The sequence below is a fragment of the Flavobacterium sp. Arc2 genome (genome assembly GCF_041431385.1).
In the GTDB taxonomy this organism is placed as follows: domain Bacteria; phylum Bacteroidota; class Bacteroidia; order Flavobacteriales; family Flavobacteriaceae; genus Flavobacterium.
In genome coordinates, this window is record NZ_JASMRH010000017.1 from 18,381 (window position 1) to 40,505 (window position 22,125).

20 protein-coding genes are annotated in these 22,125 nt (G+C 30.6%); all 20 read left to right on the top strand.

All coding sequences use genetic code 11. The features are described from left to right. The first annotated feature begins 140 nt into the window (after positions 1-140). The 20 genes from QO182_RS12620 to QO182_RS12715 all read left to right on the top strand — a co-directional run bounded on the left by QO182_RS12620 (position 141) and on the right by QO182_RS12715 (position 21,709). Positions 141-419, top strand: a complete 279-nt coding sequence (locus QO182_RS12620) for a helix-turn-helix domain-containing protein (RefSeq protein WP_371561981.1) — start codon at positions 141-143, stop codon at positions 417-419. 123 nt (positions 420-542) lie between these two features. Beyond that, on the top strand, positions 543-1,427 hold the full coding sequence (locus QO182_RS12625; protein WP_371561983.1) for a transcriptional regulator: 885 nt from the start codon (positions 543-545) through the stop codon (positions 1,425-1,427). Further along, complete coding sequence (locus tag QO182_RS12630; RefSeq protein WP_371561985.1) at positions 1,411-2,070, top strand: ATPase; 660 nt, start codon at positions 1,411-1,413, stop codon at positions 2,068-2,070. Before QO182_RS12625 ends, QO182_RS12630 begins: the two co-directional genes overlap by 17 nt. Positions 2,071-2,181: 111 nt before the next feature. Further along, the gene (locus QO182_RS12635; RefSeq protein WP_371561987.1) at positions 2,182-2,859 is read left to right on the top strand and encodes a hypothetical protein; all 678 of its coding nucleotides are present in this window, start codon (positions 2,182-2,184) and stop codon (positions 2,857-2,859) included. A gap of 174 nt (positions 2,860-3,033) precedes the next feature. Continuing rightward, positions 3,034-3,372 (top strand): nucleotide pyrophosphohydrolase, encoded by a 339-nt coding sequence (locus QO182_RS12640; RefSeq protein WP_371561988.1) that lies wholly within the window; start codon positions 3,034-3,036, stop codon positions 3,370-3,372. Then, positions 3,369-5,561, top strand: a complete 2,193-nt coding sequence (locus tag QO182_RS12645; RefSeq protein ID WP_371561990.1) for a DNA/RNA helicase domain-containing protein — start codon at positions 3,369-3,371, stop codon at positions 5,559-5,561. Before QO182_RS12640 ends, QO182_RS12645 begins: the two co-directional genes overlap by 4 nt. 104 nt (positions 5,562-5,665) lie before the next feature. After that, positions 5,666-6,733 (top strand): ComEC/Rec2 family competence protein, encoded by a 1,068-nt coding sequence (locus QO182_RS12650; RefSeq protein ID WP_371561992.1) that lies wholly within the window; start codon positions 5,666-5,668, stop codon positions 6,731-6,733. Positions 6,734-6,735: 2 nt separating this feature from the next. After that, positions 6,736-8,136, top strand: a complete 1,401-nt coding sequence (locus tag QO182_RS12655) for an ABC-three component system protein (RefSeq protein ID WP_371561994.1) — start codon at positions 6,736-6,738, stop codon at positions 8,134-8,136. Further along, on the top strand, positions 8,114-8,671 hold the full coding sequence (locus QO182_RS12660; RefSeq protein WP_371561996.1) for an ABC-three component system middle component 1: 558 nt from the start codon (positions 8,114-8,116) through the stop codon (positions 8,669-8,671). The genes QO182_RS12655 and QO182_RS12660 overlap by 23 nt, the downstream gene beginning before the upstream one ends. Then, on the top strand, positions 8,661-11,795 hold the full coding sequence (locus QO182_RS12665) for an AAA family ATPase (protein WP_371561998.1): 3,135 nt from the start codon (positions 8,661-8,663) through the stop codon (positions 11,793-11,795). Before QO182_RS12660 ends, QO182_RS12665 begins: the two co-directional genes overlap by 11 nt. A 17-nt stretch (positions 11,796-11,812) precedes the next feature. Continuing rightward, positions 11,813-12,937 (top strand): phospholipase D family protein, encoded by a 1,125-nt coding sequence (locus tag QO182_RS12670; RefSeq protein WP_371562000.1) that lies wholly within the window; start codon positions 11,813-11,815, stop codon positions 12,935-12,937. 230 nt (positions 12,938-13,167) lie between these two features. Continuing rightward, the gene (locus tag QO182_RS12675; RefSeq protein WP_371562002.1) at positions 13,168-14,232 is read left to right on the top strand and encodes an HNH endonuclease domain-containing protein; all 1,065 of its coding nucleotides are present in this window, start codon (positions 13,168-13,170) and stop codon (positions 14,230-14,232) included. 891 nt (positions 14,233-15,123) lie between these two features. Continuing rightward, entirely contained in the window at positions 15,124-16,503 is a 1,380-nt protein-coding gene (locus tag QO182_RS12680; protein WP_371562004.1) for an exonuclease domain-containing protein, read from the top strand. A gap of 359 nt (positions 16,504-16,862) precedes the next feature. Then, positions 16,863-17,417, top strand: coding sequence for a transposase (locus tag QO182_RS12685; RefSeq protein ID WP_371562006.1), 555 nt, complete (start codon positions 16,863-16,865; stop codon positions 17,415-17,417). A 534-nt stretch (positions 17,418-17,951) separates the two neighbouring features. Next, the gene (locus QO182_RS12690; RefSeq protein ID WP_371562007.1) at positions 17,952-18,935 is read left to right on the top strand and encodes a hypothetical protein; all 984 of its coding nucleotides are present in this window, start codon (positions 17,952-17,954) and stop codon (positions 18,933-18,935) included. Further along, positions 18,928-19,839 (top strand): S-4TM family putative pore-forming effector, encoded by a 912-nt coding sequence (locus tag QO182_RS12695; protein WP_371562009.1) that lies wholly within the window; start codon positions 18,928-18,930, stop codon positions 19,837-19,839. Before QO182_RS12690 ends, QO182_RS12695 begins: the two co-directional genes overlap by 8 nt. A gap of 153 nt (positions 19,840-19,992) precedes the next feature. After that, entirely contained in the window at positions 19,993-20,763 is a 771-nt protein-coding gene (locus tag QO182_RS12700) for a hypothetical protein (protein ID WP_371562010.1), read from the top strand. A 127-nt stretch (positions 20,764-20,890) separates the two neighbouring features. Then, complete coding sequence (locus QO182_RS12705) at positions 20,891-21,241, top strand: hypothetical protein (protein ID WP_371562012.1); 351 nt, start codon at positions 20,891-20,893, stop codon at positions 21,239-21,241. Positions 21,242-21,384: 143 nt separating this feature from the next. Then, positions 21,385-21,516, top strand: coding sequence for a hypothetical protein (locus QO182_RS12710; RefSeq protein WP_371562013.1), 132 nt, complete (start codon positions 21,385-21,387; stop codon positions 21,514-21,516). Then, positions 21,503-21,709 (top strand): hypothetical protein, encoded by a 207-nt coding sequence (locus tag QO182_RS12715; protein ID WP_371562014.1) that lies wholly within the window; start codon positions 21,503-21,505, stop codon positions 21,707-21,709. Before QO182_RS12710 ends, QO182_RS12715 begins: the two co-directional genes overlap by 14 nt. Positions 21,710-22,125: the final 416 nt, after the last annotated feature.

Genomic DNA, 22,125 nt, shown 5'->3' on the forward strand with positions numbered 1-22,125 from the left:
CCCCCAAAATAGGCTTTAAATAATATTGAAATGTTAAATTTCTTCGGTACTACGAAGCGTATGGGGATAGAAAGCAAATAAAAGCAGTCAATTTTGTATCACTAAAAAACACAATAGATACAAACTCAAATTACTTTCAAATGGCAGCAACAATTATCACAGTCGAAGATCTTAGAGACTTCAAAATTGATTTATTAGAGGAAATCAAAAAAATATTTCAATCGCAAACTACTACGCCTACCAAAAAGTGGCTAAAATCCACAGAAGTACGCAAACTGCTAAACATCTCTCCTGGAACACTCCAAAACCTCCGCATCAACGGAACACTTTCCTATACCAAAATCGGTGGCACTATCTACTACGCCAATCAAGACATTGACAAAGTACTGGAAAACAACAAAGTCAACGCCAATCCCTAACTATTCTAATAGTCGCGGCTATTGTCTTCCCGAGCGCGTCATGTCGAGCGGACGAGGGAACCTTCTCACTATTCACTATTCACCGTCATCTCGAGCGCAGTCGAGAGACACTTCTCACTAATTATGAACTACATCAAACACCTCACCGGATTTTTCAATAAAATCAACTACGAAACTAACCTCAACCCCACCCACATTTCACTCTATTTAGCCCTTTTCCAATGTTGGAACGTAAACCGCTTCAAGAATCCAACAGGCATTTCTCGGGAAGAAATAATGAAAGCCAGCAAGATCAATTCAAAAGCGACCTATCATAAATGCATGAGAGAATTAGAGCTTTTAGGGTTTATGGTATACAATCCAACATTCAATCCCCACTCCTCCTCTACCATCATTATGACAAATTTATCTGAAAAAGAAAAAATAATTTCAAAAATTCCACCGCCAACCCATTCAAAAAATGAACCCGTTCACAATTTGACCGAATCAAAAAGTGAACAAGTCATTGAACAGGTAAATGAACCGCTCTATATATATAATAAAAAACAAACAGTTAAAAACAATTCAAACAATATAAAAATAGAGATAGAAAAAAATTCAATTAATCAACCAGTTCAAAATTTGAATCTTTTAATAATTCCAAAAGAAAAAGAAATAAAAACGGAGAGCGGTCAGCAAAAAGAAAAAAGTTGCGCGAAAAAAGAAAAAGCTGTTGCACTCGATTTATTTTTTGATACCAAACCCCCATCACTTGAAATGACATTGGAATACTTCTCTTTCAAAGAAAGTTCCCTAACGGAAGCCAATAAGTTTTTCAATTACTACTCCAGCATCGGTTGGCTCATTGGTGGTAAAACAAAAATGAAAGATTGGAAAGCTGCAGCAAGAAACTGGATGCTAAACACCGTAAAGTTTGCTGTTAATGCTCCAAAATCAGATTACAATTCCCAGCCAAAACCAATGCACTTACACACGGCAACCCAAAAAAACTATGACGAACCATTGTAAATCCGTCTCTGAAACCTTCGTGATCCGCAAAGGTTTCAAAGTATATAATTTCCAAAAATGTATGGAATACCTCGAAAAACAAGGGAAAACTACCTACGGAAATTCGTTTCAAATCAGCGAAATGGATCACCCTACCATCTACAAATTATTAATTTATATGATAAAGGATGAAAAAACAGCCTTAAAACTAAAGATCGATTTATCAAAAGGCATTCTAGTATCTGGAGCAATTGGTTGCGGCAAAACGTCGCTAATGCATCTAATCCGACCTTTTGCTTATCAAAACTCCGAATACAAAATCAAAACGTGCAGGGAAGTCTCCTTCGAATTTGCAAAAAACGGTTTTGAGGCCATCAACCGCTACACACTAAAGCAAGCCAATCAATCAAAATTAACTGGTTATTGCTTTGACGATTTGGGTGCCGAACAACAAATAAAGCACTTCGGTAACGACTGCAACGTCATGGCCGAAGTACTAATCAGTCGGTACGAGCAGTTTGTCGAAAACAAATCGGTAACTCACATTACCACCAACCTTTCCGCCTCCGAAATCGAAAACAACTACGGCAACCGCCTCCGCTCCAGAATGAGAGCCATGTTTAACCTCATCACCTTCGATAAAGAAACAAAGGATAAACGATAACAATCATTTCTTGAACAAAGTAACGGCGTCACTTCGAGTAATTTTTAAGTTTTTCACTTAAAAATTGTATCGAGAAGCAACTTGAAACTTTAAACCTGAAAAAAACAACAAATGAAAAACTTCTGGAACTGGTTCCTCGACAACCACCACACCATCAAAAACCTTCTAAATCATTCTCCTGAAAACCAAAAAACAATCTGTTATTGGATCAAGCAAAACCTCTACTATTATTGCAGGAAAATAGACTTTATCATTGTCTTTCCTAAAAAAACTACTGACCAATTCGAATTGATAATTACCGCGAAGGGCAATCACAAATTATTCAAACAAGTTATTGACCTGGTGGACAATGCGCCAGTAGTAAAAACATGGAAATTCACGGCCTTTATTGACTCAAAAGAAACCATTGAAAAAAGCATAAACAAACTAGACAGTCCTTTCATCATTAAGGATATCAATCTCAAAGAGAATCAGGCAAAATTCATTACAATTAACCTGAAGAATTACGGTGAAAAACAGACCATTCATATCCATCTCAAAAACCACACTATTCACTGCAGCAACAAAACAATTTATCACGCATTATTGATTGTTTTGGAAAAGATTTCAGTAAATACCATCTTGTTTGAAACCATCCATTTGGTACAATTACCACAAAGCACTGGACAGAAAACAGACTTAATTCATTTACATGAATTTCAAGTATATTTAGATAACTTCAATACAATACAAATTCAAGTATCTACAAAACAACTTTTTATGATTAAAAGACCTCAAATCAACTTGTAAAAACATTTTATCAATATCACTAAAAGTGGGTATAGCAAATTCCTGAAAATTATTGTTCTTTTACACAAACGCAATAACCTAACAAATTCGATATAGTATCCCTCAAATAGAAATTGTGTAAGACTTTTATTATCCTTAAGTTTGGGTATATTAAAAATGTAATTTTTGAACGCTATGGATAAGTATAGAAAAGTAATTGAAGAATTAATTCAATTTAGAAACGAAAGAGATTGGAAACAGTTTCATGATTCTAAAAATTTGGCGCTTGCCATTTCTATTGAAGCTTCAGAGTTGAATGAACTTTTTTTATGGAAAAAAGATACTGAAGTTGAAAACATAAACCCAGAGAAGTTAAAAGAAGAACTTGCCGATGTACTCTCATTTGCTTTTTTATTAGCAGAAAAACACAACTTGGATATTTTTGATATCGTTTCAGAAAAAATTAAAAAAAATGCTTTAAAGTATCCTGTTGAAAAAGCGAAAGGCACTGCGAAAAAATACAATGAACTATGAGTCAAAACCCAGTTTTCTCTATTAAAAAATTTGATTTTGATTCAAGCCTTGTTAGTGAATTTAATAATATACATTACGTTAAAGACTTGTGGCCTGTTGTTTATATTTTAAGTGATGGAAATGTAAATGAAGCTTACGTTGGCGAAACGACAGATGCGTATGCTAGAATGAGCAGTCATTTAAAGAATAACATAAAAAATAAACTTTCAGCAGTCCATTTAATTTCAAGTGAAAGGTTTAATAAATCTGCAACATTAGACATAGAGTCTAATCTCATTAAATACATTTCTGGAGATGGGCAATATAAATTAATTAATGGAAATATTGGATTAGCCAATCACAATTACTACCAAAAGAAAGAAGTTTATTGGGATATCTTTAAATCCATTTGGGATAACTTAAGATCGGTTGGAATAGCTAAACACCCTATTGATTATATTGACAATTCTGATTTATTTAAATATTCACCCTACAAAACTTTAACCTCAGAACAAAAGAGCGGTCTACTGGTTATTATGAAAAATCTTCTGGATAATCGGTATAAAAATATTATCATTGAAGGCGGTGCAGGAACTGGGAAAACAATTTTAGCCATTTTCTTATTTAAGTTACTTAATACTACAAACGAAGATTTTAACTTTGAGGAATTCGGAAATGATGAATTTGAATTCATGGAAATTGTCTTTCAATTGAAAATAAAATATCCAAACCCCAAAATGGCATTAGTTGTTCCAATGTCGTCTTTTAGAACTACTTTAAAAAAAGTTTTTAAAAATATTAAGGGATTAAATGCCAATATGGTAATTGGTCCTGCAGAAATCGTAAAGGACACTTTTGATATTGTTATCGTAGACGAGTCGCACCGATTAAGGAGACGGGTTAATTTAGGTGCTTATTTTAGAGCATTTGATGTTGTTTGCGAAAAATTACAATTAGATAAATATACCTGCAATGAATTAGATTGGATAATGAAACAATCTGAAAGTGCTGTATATTTTTATGATGAAAACCAATCCATAAAACCATCAGATGTAAAGAAAGAAGATTTTGATAAACTAAAAGTGAATGGTTTAACAAAAATAGAACATTTAAAATCTCAGTTTAGGTCGAAAGGAGGCAATGATTATGTCAGCTATATAGATAATCTGTTAAAATGTAAATTAGATAATTCTGACACATTATTTAGTTCTAAAGAATATGAATTTATTCTTTTTGATTCTATAGAAGACATCGTAAATGAAATAAAATCTAGAGATATAGAAAACGGGCTTTCAAGATTAGTAGCTGGGTATTCGTGGCCTTGGATGACTAACAAAAAAGACGCCAAGCAAGATTATGATATTGAAATTGAAAATACACGATTAAAATGGAATAGTACAAATATTGATTGGGTTAATTCTAAAAACTCTAGAGATGAAGTGGGTTGTATTCATACTACCCAAGGTTACGATTTAAATTATACAGGAATAATTTTTGGAAATGAAATTACATATGACAAAGCGAACAATCAAATCAAGATTTTAAAAGAAAATTATTACGATGTAAATGGAAAACAATCCATTGTTGATCCAGAGGAGTTAAAAAATTTCATTTTAAATATATACAAAACGATAATGCTTAGAGGTATTAAAGGGACGTATGTATATGTTTGTGATAAAAACCTAAGGAACTATTTTTCTCAATTTATCCCTAAATTCAAGACTGAAAAACAAAATGTAATTTTAGAAGATAATGAAGTTATTCCTTATGTAAATAGTATTCCATTATATGATTTAAAGGTTGCAGCAGGAAACTTCAGTGAATTACAAACCGTAGATGATTGTGAATGGATTTCATTACCTGCAACTTATAAACCATCACAAGATTTATTTGCTTGTAAAGTTATTGGTGAATCCATGAATAAAATAATTCCAAACGGATCAATTTGTATGTTCAGAAAATATTCAGCAGGCTCCAGAGATGGAAAAATAGTTCTAGTTGAAAGTACAAATATACAAGACCCTGATTTTGGTTCGGGCTATACTGTAAAAGAATATAGAAGCAAAAAAAACATGGGAAATGACACATGGATTCATGAGTCAATTATTTTAAAACCACTTTCAGATAATATAGAGTATCAAAATATTATACTTGAAGAAGAGGATTTGAGTAGTTTGAAAGTAGTTGGGGTTTTCGAATGTGTTTTGTAAAAAAGTAATTGCACTAACAATAAATCAACAGAATGGTTTATGAGTTGTATGGTTGACAGAGGAAGAGATTAAAGTTGTTGAAGGGAATTAATTAAATTTAGAAAATGAAAATTAAATTTTTAAAAGCATATAACGGGGATTCAATTTTAATATCTCTGCAAGATACTGATGGGTCAGATAAAAACATCCTAATTGATGGAGGGATAAAAAAAACATATAAAACAGATAAAGGATCAAAAGGAAAACCTGAATTTGGAGAACTTAAAATAATTATTGATACAATTAGAAACAATAATAAATTTATTGATTTACTTATAATAACTCATATTGATGAAGATCACATTGGCGGCATTATAAAATGGTTTAATGATGATGAAAATGCTTTCAAACTTATTAAAGAAGTTTGGTTTAATTCAGGAAAGGGCATTGCAACATTTTTGAAACAATCTGAAAACAAAGATTTAGAGCATCTAATTAATTCTGATAAAACAACTTTGACTAGTATAGATCAGGGTATTGATTTTAGTGAATACATAACTGAAAAAGGAATATTATTTACTGATATTATATTACAGGCAAATGAACTTAGAAGATTTGGTTATGATTTCAAAATCTTATCTCCAAATAAGACTAAACTTGAATTATTATTAAAAGAATGGAAAATTAAAGAACCAAATTTAAATACAGCCTCAAAGCCAAACGATTATGCCAAAACAATAAAAGAACATTTGGCAAACGATATATTTTTAGAAGATAATGCATATCCAAATGGAAGCTCAATAGCGTTTATACTAAAAAAAGAAGAAGATAATTTTCTTTTTCTTGGGGATTCGCACCCATCAGTGATCGTAGAAGGACTTAATAATTTTAATTATTGCGAAGACAATAAATTAATTGCAAAATTTGTAAAAGTATCACATCACGGAAGCAAAGGAAATACAAGTATTGAACTTTTAAAATGTATTAATTCTAAAAACTTTATGGTTAGTACAAATGGATCTGGAGACCAGCATCCACACAAACAATTATTATCTAGATTGATTAAAGAAAAGGAGGATTGTAATATTTACTTTAATTATAAAGAGAGAATGGAAATGATATTTACGGAACAAGATAAATTGGATTATCCAAACTTTAATCCAATTGCAATTACAAATGAATTTGAATTTTAAAGATGAATCAAGACGATATTAAAAAATATATAGTTTGTATTAATGGTGGAAGTGGAGTTATTTTCCAACCAATGGATATTGAGTATTCCTATATTCTAACTGCAAAACACGTTTTCGAAGATGTAGATTCTGAACCATACAATAATCTCGTCACTATTCATTTTTTCAATGCTATTACAAACACTTACGAAGTGGTAAAACCTCCTTTTGAACTTGAAATTGGAGAAAATTATTTTCCTCATTCAGAAGATGGTGTTGATATTTCAATTATAAAACTTCCTAAAATTGCTAATGTTGAAAAAATAATTATCAAGGAAGATATTTGTATCGATAATAAGGATTATTGTCTATCTGGTTATCCATCCATAAGAAGAAATTCCATAATCCAATCAATTAATTTAGGATGGTTTAGGGCTGATTTGGATGTAACAATATTAACAGAAATAGCAAACAAAAGAAGAGAAGCAGATATTAGTAAAAATCAAAACCACGCTGAACTTGTAGGTTCTTCTGGTGGTGGGATTGTTAAAATCCAAGGTGATTATCTTGTATTAGCAGGTATTCAAAGTAGGGTAGTTTCTAACGAAGAATTTTTAGGGCGTATTGAGTTTACACCTATAGGGTGTTTTAATGAGATTATTGATGAATACAAGGATAAACTGACTCCACTTCTACCTCCTTATTTAGCGAATTTCAGTTTTTTAAAAGATAAAGTATTTAATATAGATGCAGGCGCCGACGATAATGATATTATTTTTACACGAAATTTTTTAAAACATAAGGCAAATCAAATAATTAGTAGTGATATTACTCCTGTTGGAATAAAAGATTTTTTTAAAGAAAGATTGATTTTAAACAATGAAGATTTAACCATCTTGAACGATGAAATAATTTACGCAACTTGGTTAGAATTTTTAGTTATAATGAATATAGCAAAGAGTAAAGTGCACTGCTTTTTAGATTTAGAAGATTTATTCAACAAGGTTAGATTAATTTATAAAAATACAAATTCAAAGTGGCAAGGGAGTGACTTTTTGAAGGAATGTATGAATTGTGATTTAACCGATTTACAAGTTAATGGAACTGTACTAATTAATACAAAAGAGATTCCTGCAAAAGAAAAAATCGAACATTATAAAATAGATAAAGACAGTATCATTCCAAGTATTGGTAATTTAAAAAAAGATTATCAAAATGGCAATTTCGGAGATGTTTTTATTGATGACGCAGCTGGAGAAGCAAAAGAATTTGTTTTTGATAAATATAGATTTATTCATTTTGAATTTTTAAAAAAGTTCCTAATAACAGGGAAAAGCGAAGAATTCAAAGACTTTAACAATAGTAATCAACCAGAATTATTAAGTAAATTAAATAGCATTTATGGAGAATTATTTACCTTATAAAGAAAATATACTTAAAGAATTAACAGAAACTTATAAAAGTTTAATTTTCAAATTCATTATTGAAAAGATAAACATTAATATTAGTGTTCTATTTGTTTACGGTTTAAGTAAAGATTTTGAAGAAAATGATAATTGGGAGAAAATTTCAGAAGAAATAGCTCTTAAATATCAAAGTAAGATTAGTGATGTCATTGATAAATGGAATATTTATATCATTTATGTTTGCCAAGACAAAACTACAAAAGAACTTAAAAACAAAATTGAAAATAATAGATTTTCAAATAGAAAAATTGTTGAAGATGATTTTCAAACGGAGTTAACGGATGAAAAAGCTAATGAGTTAATTATAAAGCATATTACAAATACTGATTTAATAAAAGTTATTGCAGATACAAATGGTTCACTTCAAGAGGTTTATTCACCAATAAATCAAAATTTATGGGAATTAATCCCAAAAGACGATACTATTAATGGAGATACTAGTAAGCAAAAATATTTAATAGAATTATTAAAACAACTAAAAAATGAAAATTAAAAAAGTTCAAATTTCAGGATTTAGAGCATTTAATAAAGTTGAAGATTCAACTTTTAATTTTATGATTTCTACTCATAAAATAGCCGATTTTATTTCTATTTATGCTCCAAATGGTTATGGCAAAACATCTTTTTATGATGCTGTTGAGTGGGGTGTAACACATCAAATCCAGAGATTTGATAAAATGAATGATTTTATCAAAAACAATAAGGATAACAATAATCAAATATTATTAAATAATAACTCAAGTGAAGGTCAAGTAAAAGTTGAAACTACTACGGAAGAATTTGTAAAAAAAATTAATAAGCGAAAAAAATATAACAAAAAAGGAGATTCCATTAATATTTTTTTTAAAGAAGTTATACTAAGTCAGGATTTAATTGACAAATTTATTAAAGAGGAAAAAGCAGAAGATCGATATACCAAGTTTGTTGAGTTTAACCCTGAAATTAAATCTTACAATAACTCATTAAAGAACTTAACAATACTATTTGATAATATTGAATCCAAAACAAAAGAACTAAATGCAGAAATTAAGGAAAAACAAAAAACTCAATTAAAAATTGATTTTGAAGAAGATGGTAAAAAATTTGATGAAATAAATAAAGCACTTCAATTTTTAAAGGGCAAAAAAGAAGAAATAGATTTAATTGAAAAAGAAACATTTACTCAACCAAAGTATGATTTTTTAGATCAGAAAATTAAATCCCGATTAATCAGTTTAGAAATAGAAATCGAGACAGTTAAATTAAGAATTGGAAATATTGACATTGAATATAATGGCATTGCAGATACTAACGATGATAACAATAAAGGGATTTTTAATTATTTTAATAATCGTAATAAAGTTATTGATTTAGAAAAAGCAAAGAATGATATAAATGATATAGTTACTAAAATTAAGAATAAGGAAAATTGTGAATTAAAAGATAGCAAGCTAAAAACTCAAATTAGCGAAGAATTAGAATTAAATAAATTATATTTATTATTCAAAGAAAAATTTAAAACGTATTTAACCATTGAGAATGAAATCAATGAAAGAAATAAGACTTATGATAGTTATGACAGTGAAAAGCTAAAAAGTGAAAAAGTAATAAACGATTTTAATGAAATAAATCAAAAAAATGCTGCCGATCTAGACAGATTACAAAATGAATTAATTGTCAAACAAACTACATTAAAAAACATTCCTTATCAAAGCGAAAAATTGACTAGCTTAAGCAAAAGTAATGAACTGTTAAAACCACAGATTAGTGTTTTGAACGAATCTATTTCAGAAAAAGACAGATTAATAGAGGGGATAAAACTTAAATTAATTCAACATCAATTTTTTAACGATAAAATCGATACTGATATTAAAATTTTGATTGATTTAGAAGAATTCAAAGACAGTAAAGAATTAATAACTTTAACACTCGCACTTGAAAATAAAACTTATCTCGCAAAAGAAGAAATCATAACAATTAATGAAAAAATTGTTTTGCAAAATGAACTGAATAATGAACTAAAAGATTTTGTTTCAAAAGGTTTAGAAATTGTTACTAAAAACAATAGTTCTGATTGTCCATTATGTAACCATACCTATAAATCATTTAATGACCTTTCTAGTAAAATCATTGAAAATAAATTACTAGGCAAAATAGTAAAAGAAAGTCTAGAACGTAAATTGAAGTTAGAAAATGAAACTAAAAAGTATTCAGAAGATATCTCCACAAATAAATCTATTTTAAAAGAATATTTGAAAAAAGCGATTGAGCCTTTTGAGAAAGATAAACTAAAAATTGAAATTGAATTTATTAAACTTAGAGAATTAAAAGAAGAGAAAATTCAGCAGTTGATTAAATCGGAGAATGAAATTAAAGAAGTCAATCATTTTTTTGAAAACACGGTTAATACTAAAGACTTTGAAGAGAAAATAAGCAAAGAAATAACTGTTTCCGAAAAAGAAATCTCTGACATCAATAGTGTCGGCATCAAGAATAAGACTGCTATTAATGATCACCATAATTTAATAAAGAGTGCCAATGAAAATAAAGACATTATTCTAAAAGATATTACTGAACTAAAATCGGCTAAAGAATATAATGATGTAATACATTTTTATACAAATACTCTGAAAACAAATGACATAAACATAATCTTTTTAGAAGAAACGATTAAAAAAAGTAGTGAACATCTTAACAAACTTAAAAATGATGCTGAAGAAAATTTAAAGTTTTTGAGTGAATTAAATTCAAAATTATTGACTAATACTCTAACTAAAGACGAAGCCCTAAAAAAGTTTGAAGAAGTAGAAAACACAATTAATCTAGTCAAAAATATTATTCAAAATTTTGAGCAATATATTAAATCCGAATTCAAAATTGATTTAGTAAGTACAGATAAAACCCAAGTTGATATTGAGTTTGAAAAAATCAGAAATATTGAAAAAGAAAAGCTAAAACTATTATCAAATATCAATGAAAATTATGTAATTATTAATAAACTAAAAGATGATTGTTTAAAAGTTACCGAAGCTGAAAAAATTCAAAAAGAAATAGACGGGTTTTCCAACGAAGTTAATAGATTAATAATTGTAAAAACTAAATTAAAAGCTGAAAAGGATAACTTAATAAAATATTTAAGGAAAACAATTAATGGATTTTTCTATAAAGAATTAATAAATACGATTTACAGCAAAATAGATCCACATCCCGATTATAGTGAAATTGAATTTGAATGTGATTTTGAAGATAAAAATCCACGCCTTCAAATTTATACTATAAAGATTGTTAATGGTAAAAGAGAAAAGTCTATTCCTTCATTGTATTTCAGTACAGCACAAATTAATATTTTAAGTTTAAGTATATTTTTAGCAAGAGCTTTAAAAGCTAAAAATCCAGAATCTGGAAAATCCGTAGATTGTATTTTTATTGATGACCCAATTCAATCTATGGACAGCATAAACATATTATCATTTATCGATTTATTTAGAAGTGTGATTTTATTTTTAGGCAAACAATTAATAGTTTCAACACATGAAGAAAATTTCCACTTGTTATTGCAGAAAAAAATTCCTGTTGAATTATTTGATTCAAAATATATTGAATTTGAGACTTTTGGAAAATTAAAAGGAATATCCTAATATAATATTATGTTAAAATGGCAGAATTCATTACCGACAAACAATTAGATGACAAACTAACGGACATCATCTGGAATGCAAAAAAAGAACTTATTATACTTTCCCCTTATATCATATTAGATGAGTATTGTAAAAAAATATTTAAACAATTAAAGAACAATCCTGAACTTAAAATTGTGATCATTTTTGGTAAAAACGAAAGAGAAACCAGAAAAAGTTTAAATCCAGAAAATTTAGAATTATTCAAAGAATTTAGCCATGTCACTATAATCTATTGCCATAATTTACATGCTAAATATTTTTCCAATGAAAGTGAAGCCTTATTGACTTCTCTAAATCTTCTTGGTAAATCTATGACAGGAAACATTGAATATGGTATCTGTTTTCAAAAGGAAGAATCCAAATCTGAAAAATTGTATGAAGACTCCTTTAACTATACTAAAGAATTGCTCTCAAAAAATCCATGTATTTATGTTAAAAGACCTGTATTTATAGAAACCAGTAAAGACAAAACTAAAAGATATATTGAGTCTAAAGTAATTTATGATGTTACCGAGTTACTCTATAACAACGCTTTTTTCGAGAAAAAATACCATAATGAATTTGAGACCGAATTGTTAGAAGCTGCTGATAAACCTACTAGAGAAAATTATACTCATGATCGTAAATACGTGGGTGTTTTAAACTCGACTAAAACTAATCTAACTGATAACACAATTGTTATTGAAGCAGAAGATGATAAAATCATAAAAGTCAATAAAACTATTTTTCCATTAATAGATAAGGACCTTATAAGAATTCATCAATACTTTCAAGAAAGGTATTCAGGAGTTAAAATAAATAGCACCAATACATATGTTTTTTGCAAAAAACTATTGCCTTATGCTGATGTTATGTTCAGAGAAGGTCTTGAGATTCGATTTAATTTTCAGTCGAAAAACTTGAATCAAATAATAAAAGTTTTAGAGAATATAAAATTTGAAGCTAACCATTACAAATACAAAAGGGAAATGGACTCAAACAATAACGGTCCATATTCTTATGTATTTATACCACAAGAAGTAACAGATATTCAAAAATTGATTTTTGACTATATTTTTATGACAAATACTATTTTAGAGAAAACAAAATCGATAAACTAAAATCAAAATACAACACAATAAATAAAATCATAATGCAATACTTTGCCTTTGTTCCCCCGCTGGTGAGAATGTCTCGCTAGTACTCATAACTAATAAGAGAAGTGCTACTTTCTAAGCTCATAAGTTAAGTATTACTGTTTAATTCAGAATCTAGACTAACGGCAAAACCTTTTGAGTGTTTTTCAAAAAACTGAATAGCATCGAAAAAGCAATTAAAAACCCACTACTATATGAACTTACCGTTTTCCGAAAATCTGCCAGTAAATAGATTAGCTTCAATATTTGCAAGTACGTCGGCTACCTATAAGTTTTATTGGTTTTTGGCTATCCTTGAATTAGTGGAAGAAGGCAATACAGCCATTTATAAAAGAAACCTTTTCTCAAGAATGATAAGTAATTCTTGGTACACAGTAAACTATTTCCATGTCTCTTTTGGTAAACAGGATCTTATTCAAGAATCCGTAAGATCAATTCTGAAAATTGAAAACCTTACAATCGATGAAAATAAAAACAAAATAAATGCTGTTTTAGAAAACACCACTAACAACCAAACCATTAAAATTTTAAATCATTTCGATAAAAATGTCCCACATTGGTTCATCTCTCCTTGGTTTTCAGGCAATCGTAATAGTATTTATTTACAATCACAAAACTTTGATAATGGATGTCTCTACAGTTTAGAAAAAGATTTCATAAATATTAACCCCTTGTGGTCATCCTATTTAAAATCTAATTCAAAAATACTCAAAAACTTTTGCTATTGGAACTTATCTCTATTTCTCCAAAAAAGAAATCCAAGCGTTCCGGATATTCCAAATAAGATAAACAAAACAATCACCAGAAATTCCTTAACCAAACAAACCAACGAATATTGGAAATTGGTATTTAATGAATTAGGCTCCATAGAATGTGTTTTCACCGGAAACAAATTAATTTTTGACGAGAAAAGGTATGCATTAGATCATTTTGTACCACATGCTTTTGTGTCACATGATTTAATATGGAATCTAATACCAATTGACAAAAGCTTTAATTCCTATAAAAGTGATAAGCTGCCATCCGTAGATAAATATTTTGATAAGTTTTTTAACCTTCAAAAAACTGCTTTTGAAATCGTAAAAAACAAAAACACTAAAAACAAATATTTAGAAGAGTACCTTACCATTTTTCCTGATTTAGATAATGTAAATAGCTTTGATTATCAGAGATATAAAGAGAGTATTCTGCCCTTGATTACAATTGCCCATAATAACGGTTTTTCTTTCATGAAGGATCGACTACCCAGCTCACCATAACGTTCTCGCTCATGCCCTGCTTTAAAAAAACACAAAATAGCCGTTTTTATTGACAGCTAATTTTTTGCGGCAAAGATTGAGACACCAGCTCTATCCCTCTGGCGCTCGTTTGTAACGAGTGCCTACTTTCTTTATAAAAACGAGTCGTAGCGTTTGCAACGCGGTTCACTAAATATCTCCCGCTCTCCGTAGTCTCCTGACTTAGGTACGCCTTTTTAAGAATAGCCTATATAAAGATTAATTATTAAATCATTACTATCTCTTTTTACCTCCAAAAACAGATCTTTTACACTTGCCGTTTGCTTTAACAGCTGTTGTTCATCTGTGAATCCAATGTTACACACCTATTGCCATATCTCAGGTATAGCGGAAACTTTGACTCCATAAGGAGGATAAAAACTGTTGCCAGATACTCCTCGAAAACATTTTTTTTGTTTTTATTAAATCGCTTTTACACCATGCCTTCATTTTTGGCTATCAGTATTTAGGTCTTGCCATCATTGACGTCTCCTCACTTTTCAACATGCCACCCAACAATAATGGATCCATCTGTCTTCGTATTTGGTGCACCTGCCTCTGGTTATCCCGAAAGATTCCGACAGCTTTTCCTGCGAAATTTTATGTTGCACCCTAAGGCTCCTAATGTTGTCTGAAAATAAAGACATAACTATTTTGTTATAATTTGTAACAACAAATACAATAAAATTTGTTGTCATCTGTACTAATTTTGTAACGTATAAAACAGAAAAGAAGATGGAAAGAGCAATTGTGCACCTGGATTTGGATACTTTTTTTTGTGTCCTGCGATATTTTGACTGTTTTAGGGAAAGGCGGCAGCGCTTTATTAAAATTTTGCACAAGAATAACAATACAGTTCACGTTACATAACAAATGAAAAAACAGGAATTCGCAATAGTAGATATAGAAACCACAGGCGGGAATGCCAGTGGCAGTAGAATTACAGAAATTGCCATTATAATCCATGACGGAACTAACATAATCGACCGCTGGGAAACCCTCGTCAACCCAGAAAAGGAAATACCGCTTGCCATTTTTTCGCTTACGGGCATTAACAATGAAATGGTACGTAATGCACCTATTTTTGATGCTGTTTCTGAAAAGGTTTTAGAAATGCTTACCGGACGCATTTTCGTTGCACATAATGTCAACTTTGATTATTCGTTTGTTCGCCACCAACTCGAAGCAAGCGGATTCAAATGGACTGCGCCAAAATTGTGTACCGTTCGCGCCGCAAGAAAGATTAAATCGGGATTGGGTTCGTACAGCTTGGGAAGACTTTGCCACTCGCTAGATATCCCTTTGATAAACCAACACCGTGCCGGTGGCGATGCCGCTGCCACAGCCATATTGTTTTCCCGTTTGCTGGAATGGGACGTCGAAGGTGTAATCGCAAAAATGATAAAAAAGACGGCACAAGACCAGCGCTTACCCCCTAACCTACCGCCTGCTGATTTTGAGCAGTTACCTGAAAAAGCAGGTGTATATTATTTTTACGATCAGACAAGGAAAGTCATTTACGTAGGAAAGGCTATCAACGTAAAAAAACGGGTGGCCTCCCATTTCAGTGGACATAATATCACGCCACAAAGACAAAATTTCCTGCGAGAGATACACGGTATCTCCTTTGAAATATGTGCTACCGAATTAATGTCGCTGTTGCTGGAGTGTAGCGAAATCAAAAAGCTCTGGCCCACCTACAACAGGGCACTCAAACGCTTTGACCCTAAATATGGACTTTATGAGTATGAAGCTCGTAATGGATATCGGTATTTAGCAATTGGAAAACTGGGAAAATTTCAGACGGGTATTGAATCTTTCAATAGCTTGTATAAAGGCATCAATGTATTGCGCAGCTTGACCGAACAATTTGGCATTGATAACCGATTCTGTAACTACGGCATGGACGACCGCGGAGAATTCATCCCAGAGCCGGATCGGGACAATTTACCCGCAGTGGAACAGCACAACGAGCAAGTCGAAAACGCCATTGCTTTTTTAGTAAAAAACAGGCCAAGCTTTGCCATCATAGACAAAGGTAGAACTGCTGAAGAACGCAGTTGCATTTGGGTTGAAAACGGTCACTTTTATGGCATGGGATATATTGCCTCGGATATTGGTTTTACGGATCCTTCTGAGATAAAGGATCATGTCACTCCTTACAAAAGCAACCAATACAGTGTGGATTTAATCCTTGCTTACGCTGAAAAATATCCAGGTAAAGTGCATTTTAAACCAAACGAGAAGGGATGATAATTCATGTCATTTAGATCTAAGTATGTACATCAATTGGTGGTGTAAAAAAAAAATTCCTCCCTGATAAGGAACTGATGCTGTTTTCTAATCAACATATTGCATCTTTAATTGTGATTTTTAAAGAGATAGGTCTATGTAAACAATCGAATTAACTAGAAAAAAATTACACGATATAGTATGGTCAACAAACCTATCAAAGTTGACGCAGTAGTATGCATATACAAATACCTGATGACTCGGATATGTCATCGGAACGATAGCGCGGATTTGCAATCCGTGCCCACAAACAAAGGCAAACTAAAACAAAGACTACAACCATCAAAAAGTTGTAGTCTTGTTATTTAAAAACAAGATTTATGTCTACCAAATATAAAGCAATAACTACTGAAGAAGCTTATTTTGTAACCATAACAACTGTGGGTTGGGTAGATGTATTTACACGGCTCAATCAAAAATACAATATCATCAATTCTTTAAAATATTGTCAGGACAACAAAGGCTTAGAAATATATGCTTATTGTATTATGCCTTCTCATATTCACTTGTTGTGCAAAGGCACGAATGGCTTTGTTTTATCGGATGTTACGTGTGATTTCAAAAAACATACGTCAAAGGGAATTATTAAAACGATAATTGACGAACCAGAAAGTAGAAGGGAGTGGATATTGCCCTATTTTCAAAAAACTTGTGCACATCTTAAACGGATACAAAACTATAAAGTTTGGCAAGACGGCTATCATGCCGAAATAGTAGAAACCAATTGGTTCATAAAACAAAAAGTGAATTATATTCACAATAATCCGGTTAGAGATAAAGTAGTTACTTTGCCAGAGGATTATTATTTTAGTTCAGCGAGAAATTATGCAGGTTTCGAAAATGAGTTGGAGATTGTTTTGTTGGATTTGTTTTAGGTAGTCGATTTACTCTGTGGGCACGGATTGCAAATCCGCGCTATCGTTTACGAGAATATTGTGTTATATCCGAGCTATCGGGGACACGTTACACATAGAATAAAAACACTCCCCAATAATTTAGGCTGTAAATCAAAGTAACGAAACGATATAAAAAGATTATGGCTAAAATAAAGTTAGCAGAAAGTTACCCATTCGGAACACTTGAAAGATTGCTAATGATGTAAAAACATAACCGTTCAGAGATGAACGGTTATTTTATGAAATATCACTAAAAGTGGGTATTGTATTAGTTAATTGATTTGTCTTTTTTTGTAAGCATAATAGGATATATTGTATTTGATAATTATGGCATCGAAAAGCCTACGACAAATAAAAAGTCCATTTGATTATTGGTACGATAATAATTATATATATGATATTGTACAAAACGAAACTTCGTATATACACCCAAAAAAGGGTCGATTGGCGCAGTTTTATCTCGCCTATATACAAGTTGTACGCAATATTACCGAAAAATAACAACCAAAATAAATGGCAAATACAGTAAATACTGCTTTTAACGAATTCAATAAAGACATTGTTAACTTAGACTCAGAAAGAACAATTAAAGCAAATTCAAGTAGAGATTGGTTGTTTATACAATTAAACAACTTGGACTCTAAAGATGATTTAGACTTTCCTATTAAATATCAAGAGAAACATATAAAATATGGATCATTTGCAAGAAAAACTAAAATTAGGGAACTTGATGATGTTGACATAATGTTCTGTCTAAATGCAAATGGTGCAACATATTCCAAAAACTATGAAACTTACAAAATACTTACACCAAATGCAGACTACAGATTAAAGTATTTATCTGACAACGACATTCTAAATTCAAGAAAGGTTGTAAACAAACTAAAATCATCACTTGCTCAAATTGCACACTATAAATCAGCCGATTTACATAGTCGTGGAGAAGCTGCAACTCTAAATTTACAATCATACGAATGGGTTTTTGATATAGTTCCTTGCTTTTATACTACAACAAATTTATATCTAATTCCTGACGGTAATGGAAATTGGAAATCAACTGACCCTAGAATTGACCAAAATTTAGTAAGTAATACAAATCAAAACTATGATGGAAAAGCATTACAACTTATAAGAACATTAAAATACTGGAATAAACACCATTCAAGTCATACTTTAACATCATATCTTTTTGAACAAATAGTACTTAATTTCATAAAAAGCAGAAGTACTTTATCACAATATATAGATTTTGATATACGGGATTTTTTTTATTATTTATCTCTAAATATTTACAACTCTGTAAATGATCCAAAAGGAATTCAGGGAGATTTAAACAAACTAACCTACTTAGAAAAAAAAAGCATCTCTGAAAAATCAAGCACAACTTATAGTAAAGCCAAAGAAGCAACTTCTGCTGAAACAGAAGAAAAAAATCAATCAAAAGCAATAAATAAATGGCGCGAAATTTTCGGCGCGAAATTCCCAATTTATGGATAATATCGGTAAACATATTTTAGATACTCAAATTGAAAATTATCAAATTGACGAACTTTTGGCACAAAAAAATATTTATTCTAATGCTAAAATATTACAAGGAATATTAATATTTATAACAATCCCACTACCTATAATTTTGGCGCTGATAATCAAATATTATCCAAATTTAATTGAGGAAAAAAATTGGGTTTTTGTTTTATATTTAATTTCAGCTTCTCTAATTGAAAAAGTATTAGAAAGTTTTATTGATAGATACAAAAAGCTTGCTGCTTCAATTCAAGAAACATTTGACTCCAAAGTTCTAATTATTGAAGAAAACGAAACTTTGAATACTGTTAATATTGATAGTGAAATAATACGAGCCTATTCAAAAAAACCAAGAACAAATAGTGACAAAGTTGCTAAAGTAACAAATTGGTATTCGCTCAATTTAATAACCATACAAACAAATATCGCAAGTATATTGTGTCAAAGAACAAATATTTATTACGATTTCTCAGTTCGTAAACGCTACACTTGGGCTATGAGAATTCTTGTAATTTTCACTTTCGTCATTTTATTAATAATTTCATTAAAAAATGACATCAACTTAAAATCTTTTTTAATTGAAGTTGTAATACCTTCAATTCCAGTTTTTATGTTCGCCTACAAAGAAATCAATTTAAATACAGAGTCAATTGACAATTTGGAACATTTGAAAAATTTAATTGAAAACACTTTAAGTAACTTAACTATTAACAGTAATGTAGAAAAGTCGTTATTGCGAAAAATCCAAGACCGGATTTATTCAAATAGAATTTTGAGCCCTTTAATTCCTGACTTTTTATATTATATTTTACGTCCTAAATTGGAAGACGGAATGAATTATTCAGTAGCCCAAAAAGTGCAAAATTTGACAACCTAAAAAAAATACTGCGTACAACCTCCATTTTGATATAGCTGGAATTTAGTGGAATTAACGTTTCGCATCAAGTTTTCATCAAGCTAAAAACTTAGCGTTTACGAGCTTTGAGCCATCTCGCACGGGCAAAACGTTGTACGCAATAAATCACACCCTATGAAAATACATGTTTCATCCTTTTGCTGGCAGTGTTTTAATGAAACTGATCGTTCCTCTGAATCCTATGAAAAAATTAAAAAAGAAACTGGGAGTCGAGATTTGTTGTTAGAATTTAATGAAGACAACTCATATATAATTGAATGTTCCAAAGGACACAAATCTGAGTCACGATTACAGAATCAAAAATTTGAACTCCTTTTCGATATGGGGACAATGGCTTTAAATGACGGATACTCAAAAGAGTGTGTATCCACTTTAGCAAGTTCTCTTGAGCGATTTATTGAATTTGTGATCAAGTTTGTTTGTACTAAGCACAGTATAGAAGTAGAAAACTATATTAAAATGTGGAAACAGATGAGTAATCAATCGGAGAGACAGCTCGGAGCATTCTATGCATTGCAAACAATCGAATTCGGATATCCAAAATTTAGCTTAGACAATAATAAAGTTACATTTAGAAATAAGGTAGTTCACAAAGGCTATATTCCCTCGAAACAGGAGGCTCTTGAATTTGGCCAATATGTACTTGATTTTATTGTAAAATGTTCAAAAGAACTTAAATTGATAGATGAAAAATCTTTTGATAAAGCACTACATTTTGATTTCTATAAAAATGGTGTAAGGATACCCCTAATTCAACTTCAGTCATCCATGCAAATTCCATCAATCATCTCTGGATTTATGCCGATAGAGGAAACTCCAGATTTCGAAAAGAGTGCAAATGATATTTTAACTAATAGCTTCTATAATCACTTCTACCACAAATGACAATACGTACAACAGCAAATAAACAAAAACGCCCAAAAGTATTATGTTTGTTAGGCGCCTTTGCCCATTTGAAAACCGTTATTCGCAAATTTCACAAATAAGAACGTCAAATCTAAACATTATAAATATGAAAATTAATTCAAAACTTTATGCTTTTACTATCGCTACATTAGTATTTATAAGTTGTGGCGAATCAATAAAGCCTCAAGATGAACCGAATAATAAATTAGCTCTTGAGGAAATTCGCAAAGAACCTAAAGTTAAGGAAGCGATAATTACTGATGCAAATGTTCTTTATATAACCGTCGACGACGACGGAACAAATCGCGATGGTTACGCAAGCTATATTTGCGAAGTATTGCGAGAGAAAAAAGCTAAGACAAATTGGGTAAAAGTTGTCAAGGTCAATTCAATAAATGACCCGAATTCTGATAATGCTTATGGTGTTTTGTTAGGCGAATCTAATTGTGAAAATTAATAAACTATAAATATGTCAAAAAATAAAGAATATCAAACTTTTGAGCTGCAACATAGAACTAAAACGATTTTATAACACTAACACAAATCACTATGTACTACGATCTCGAAATAACATGCCCAAAATGCGATACAAAACATGGATTGAAAAAAATTTCAATTCCAGTTCGTGACAAAGATTCCATTGATTGTCTCAAATGTGGCAACGAGGAAATTTACAAATGGAATGAGGCGAAAATATGGATTGCTGAAATTATCGATAATGAAAAGAGATAACGGTGCTCAAGTTTCTCCTTGTACTATAGCAAAAGTACGAGATTCTTTTTTGGGTGCTAATAATTTTAATCGCAATCAAAAAAAATGCTCAAAGGTTTATTGGGATGAGGTTTGCGATAAATTGGGAACTTTACTAAATAAATCAAGTGAAGAAATCAACAATGCAAAAAAGAATTTTCGCCTGTATAATTAATCTTTGTAAATGCACTACTGAAAACAGTCACTGCAACGGATTTAGACAATTGGCTTAATTTAAAGATAGCTTTGTGTTTGGAAAATTAGCCTCAAAGTAAAAACTTATACAATATAAAATGGAAGTGAAATTTGATTTAGTTAGAGTTGGAGGAGTTCGCAAGAGTGCCAACGCTGAAACAATTCTCAAGGGAAATGTTGACTTATTAAGAACTAATATTCGTTTGTTGCTAAAAGATTTAAATATTAGTAACAAGCATAATTCTACCCGAGTTATTATTCAATTTTATTGGAGTCGTAAATGAATTAAGAAAAGATATTTTAAACAATACGGCAAAGCAAGAAAAACCACTTCATATTGCTCCAAGTCTTATGATTTCTGGGACACCAAATAAACAGTCATTAAAAATAAAAGAA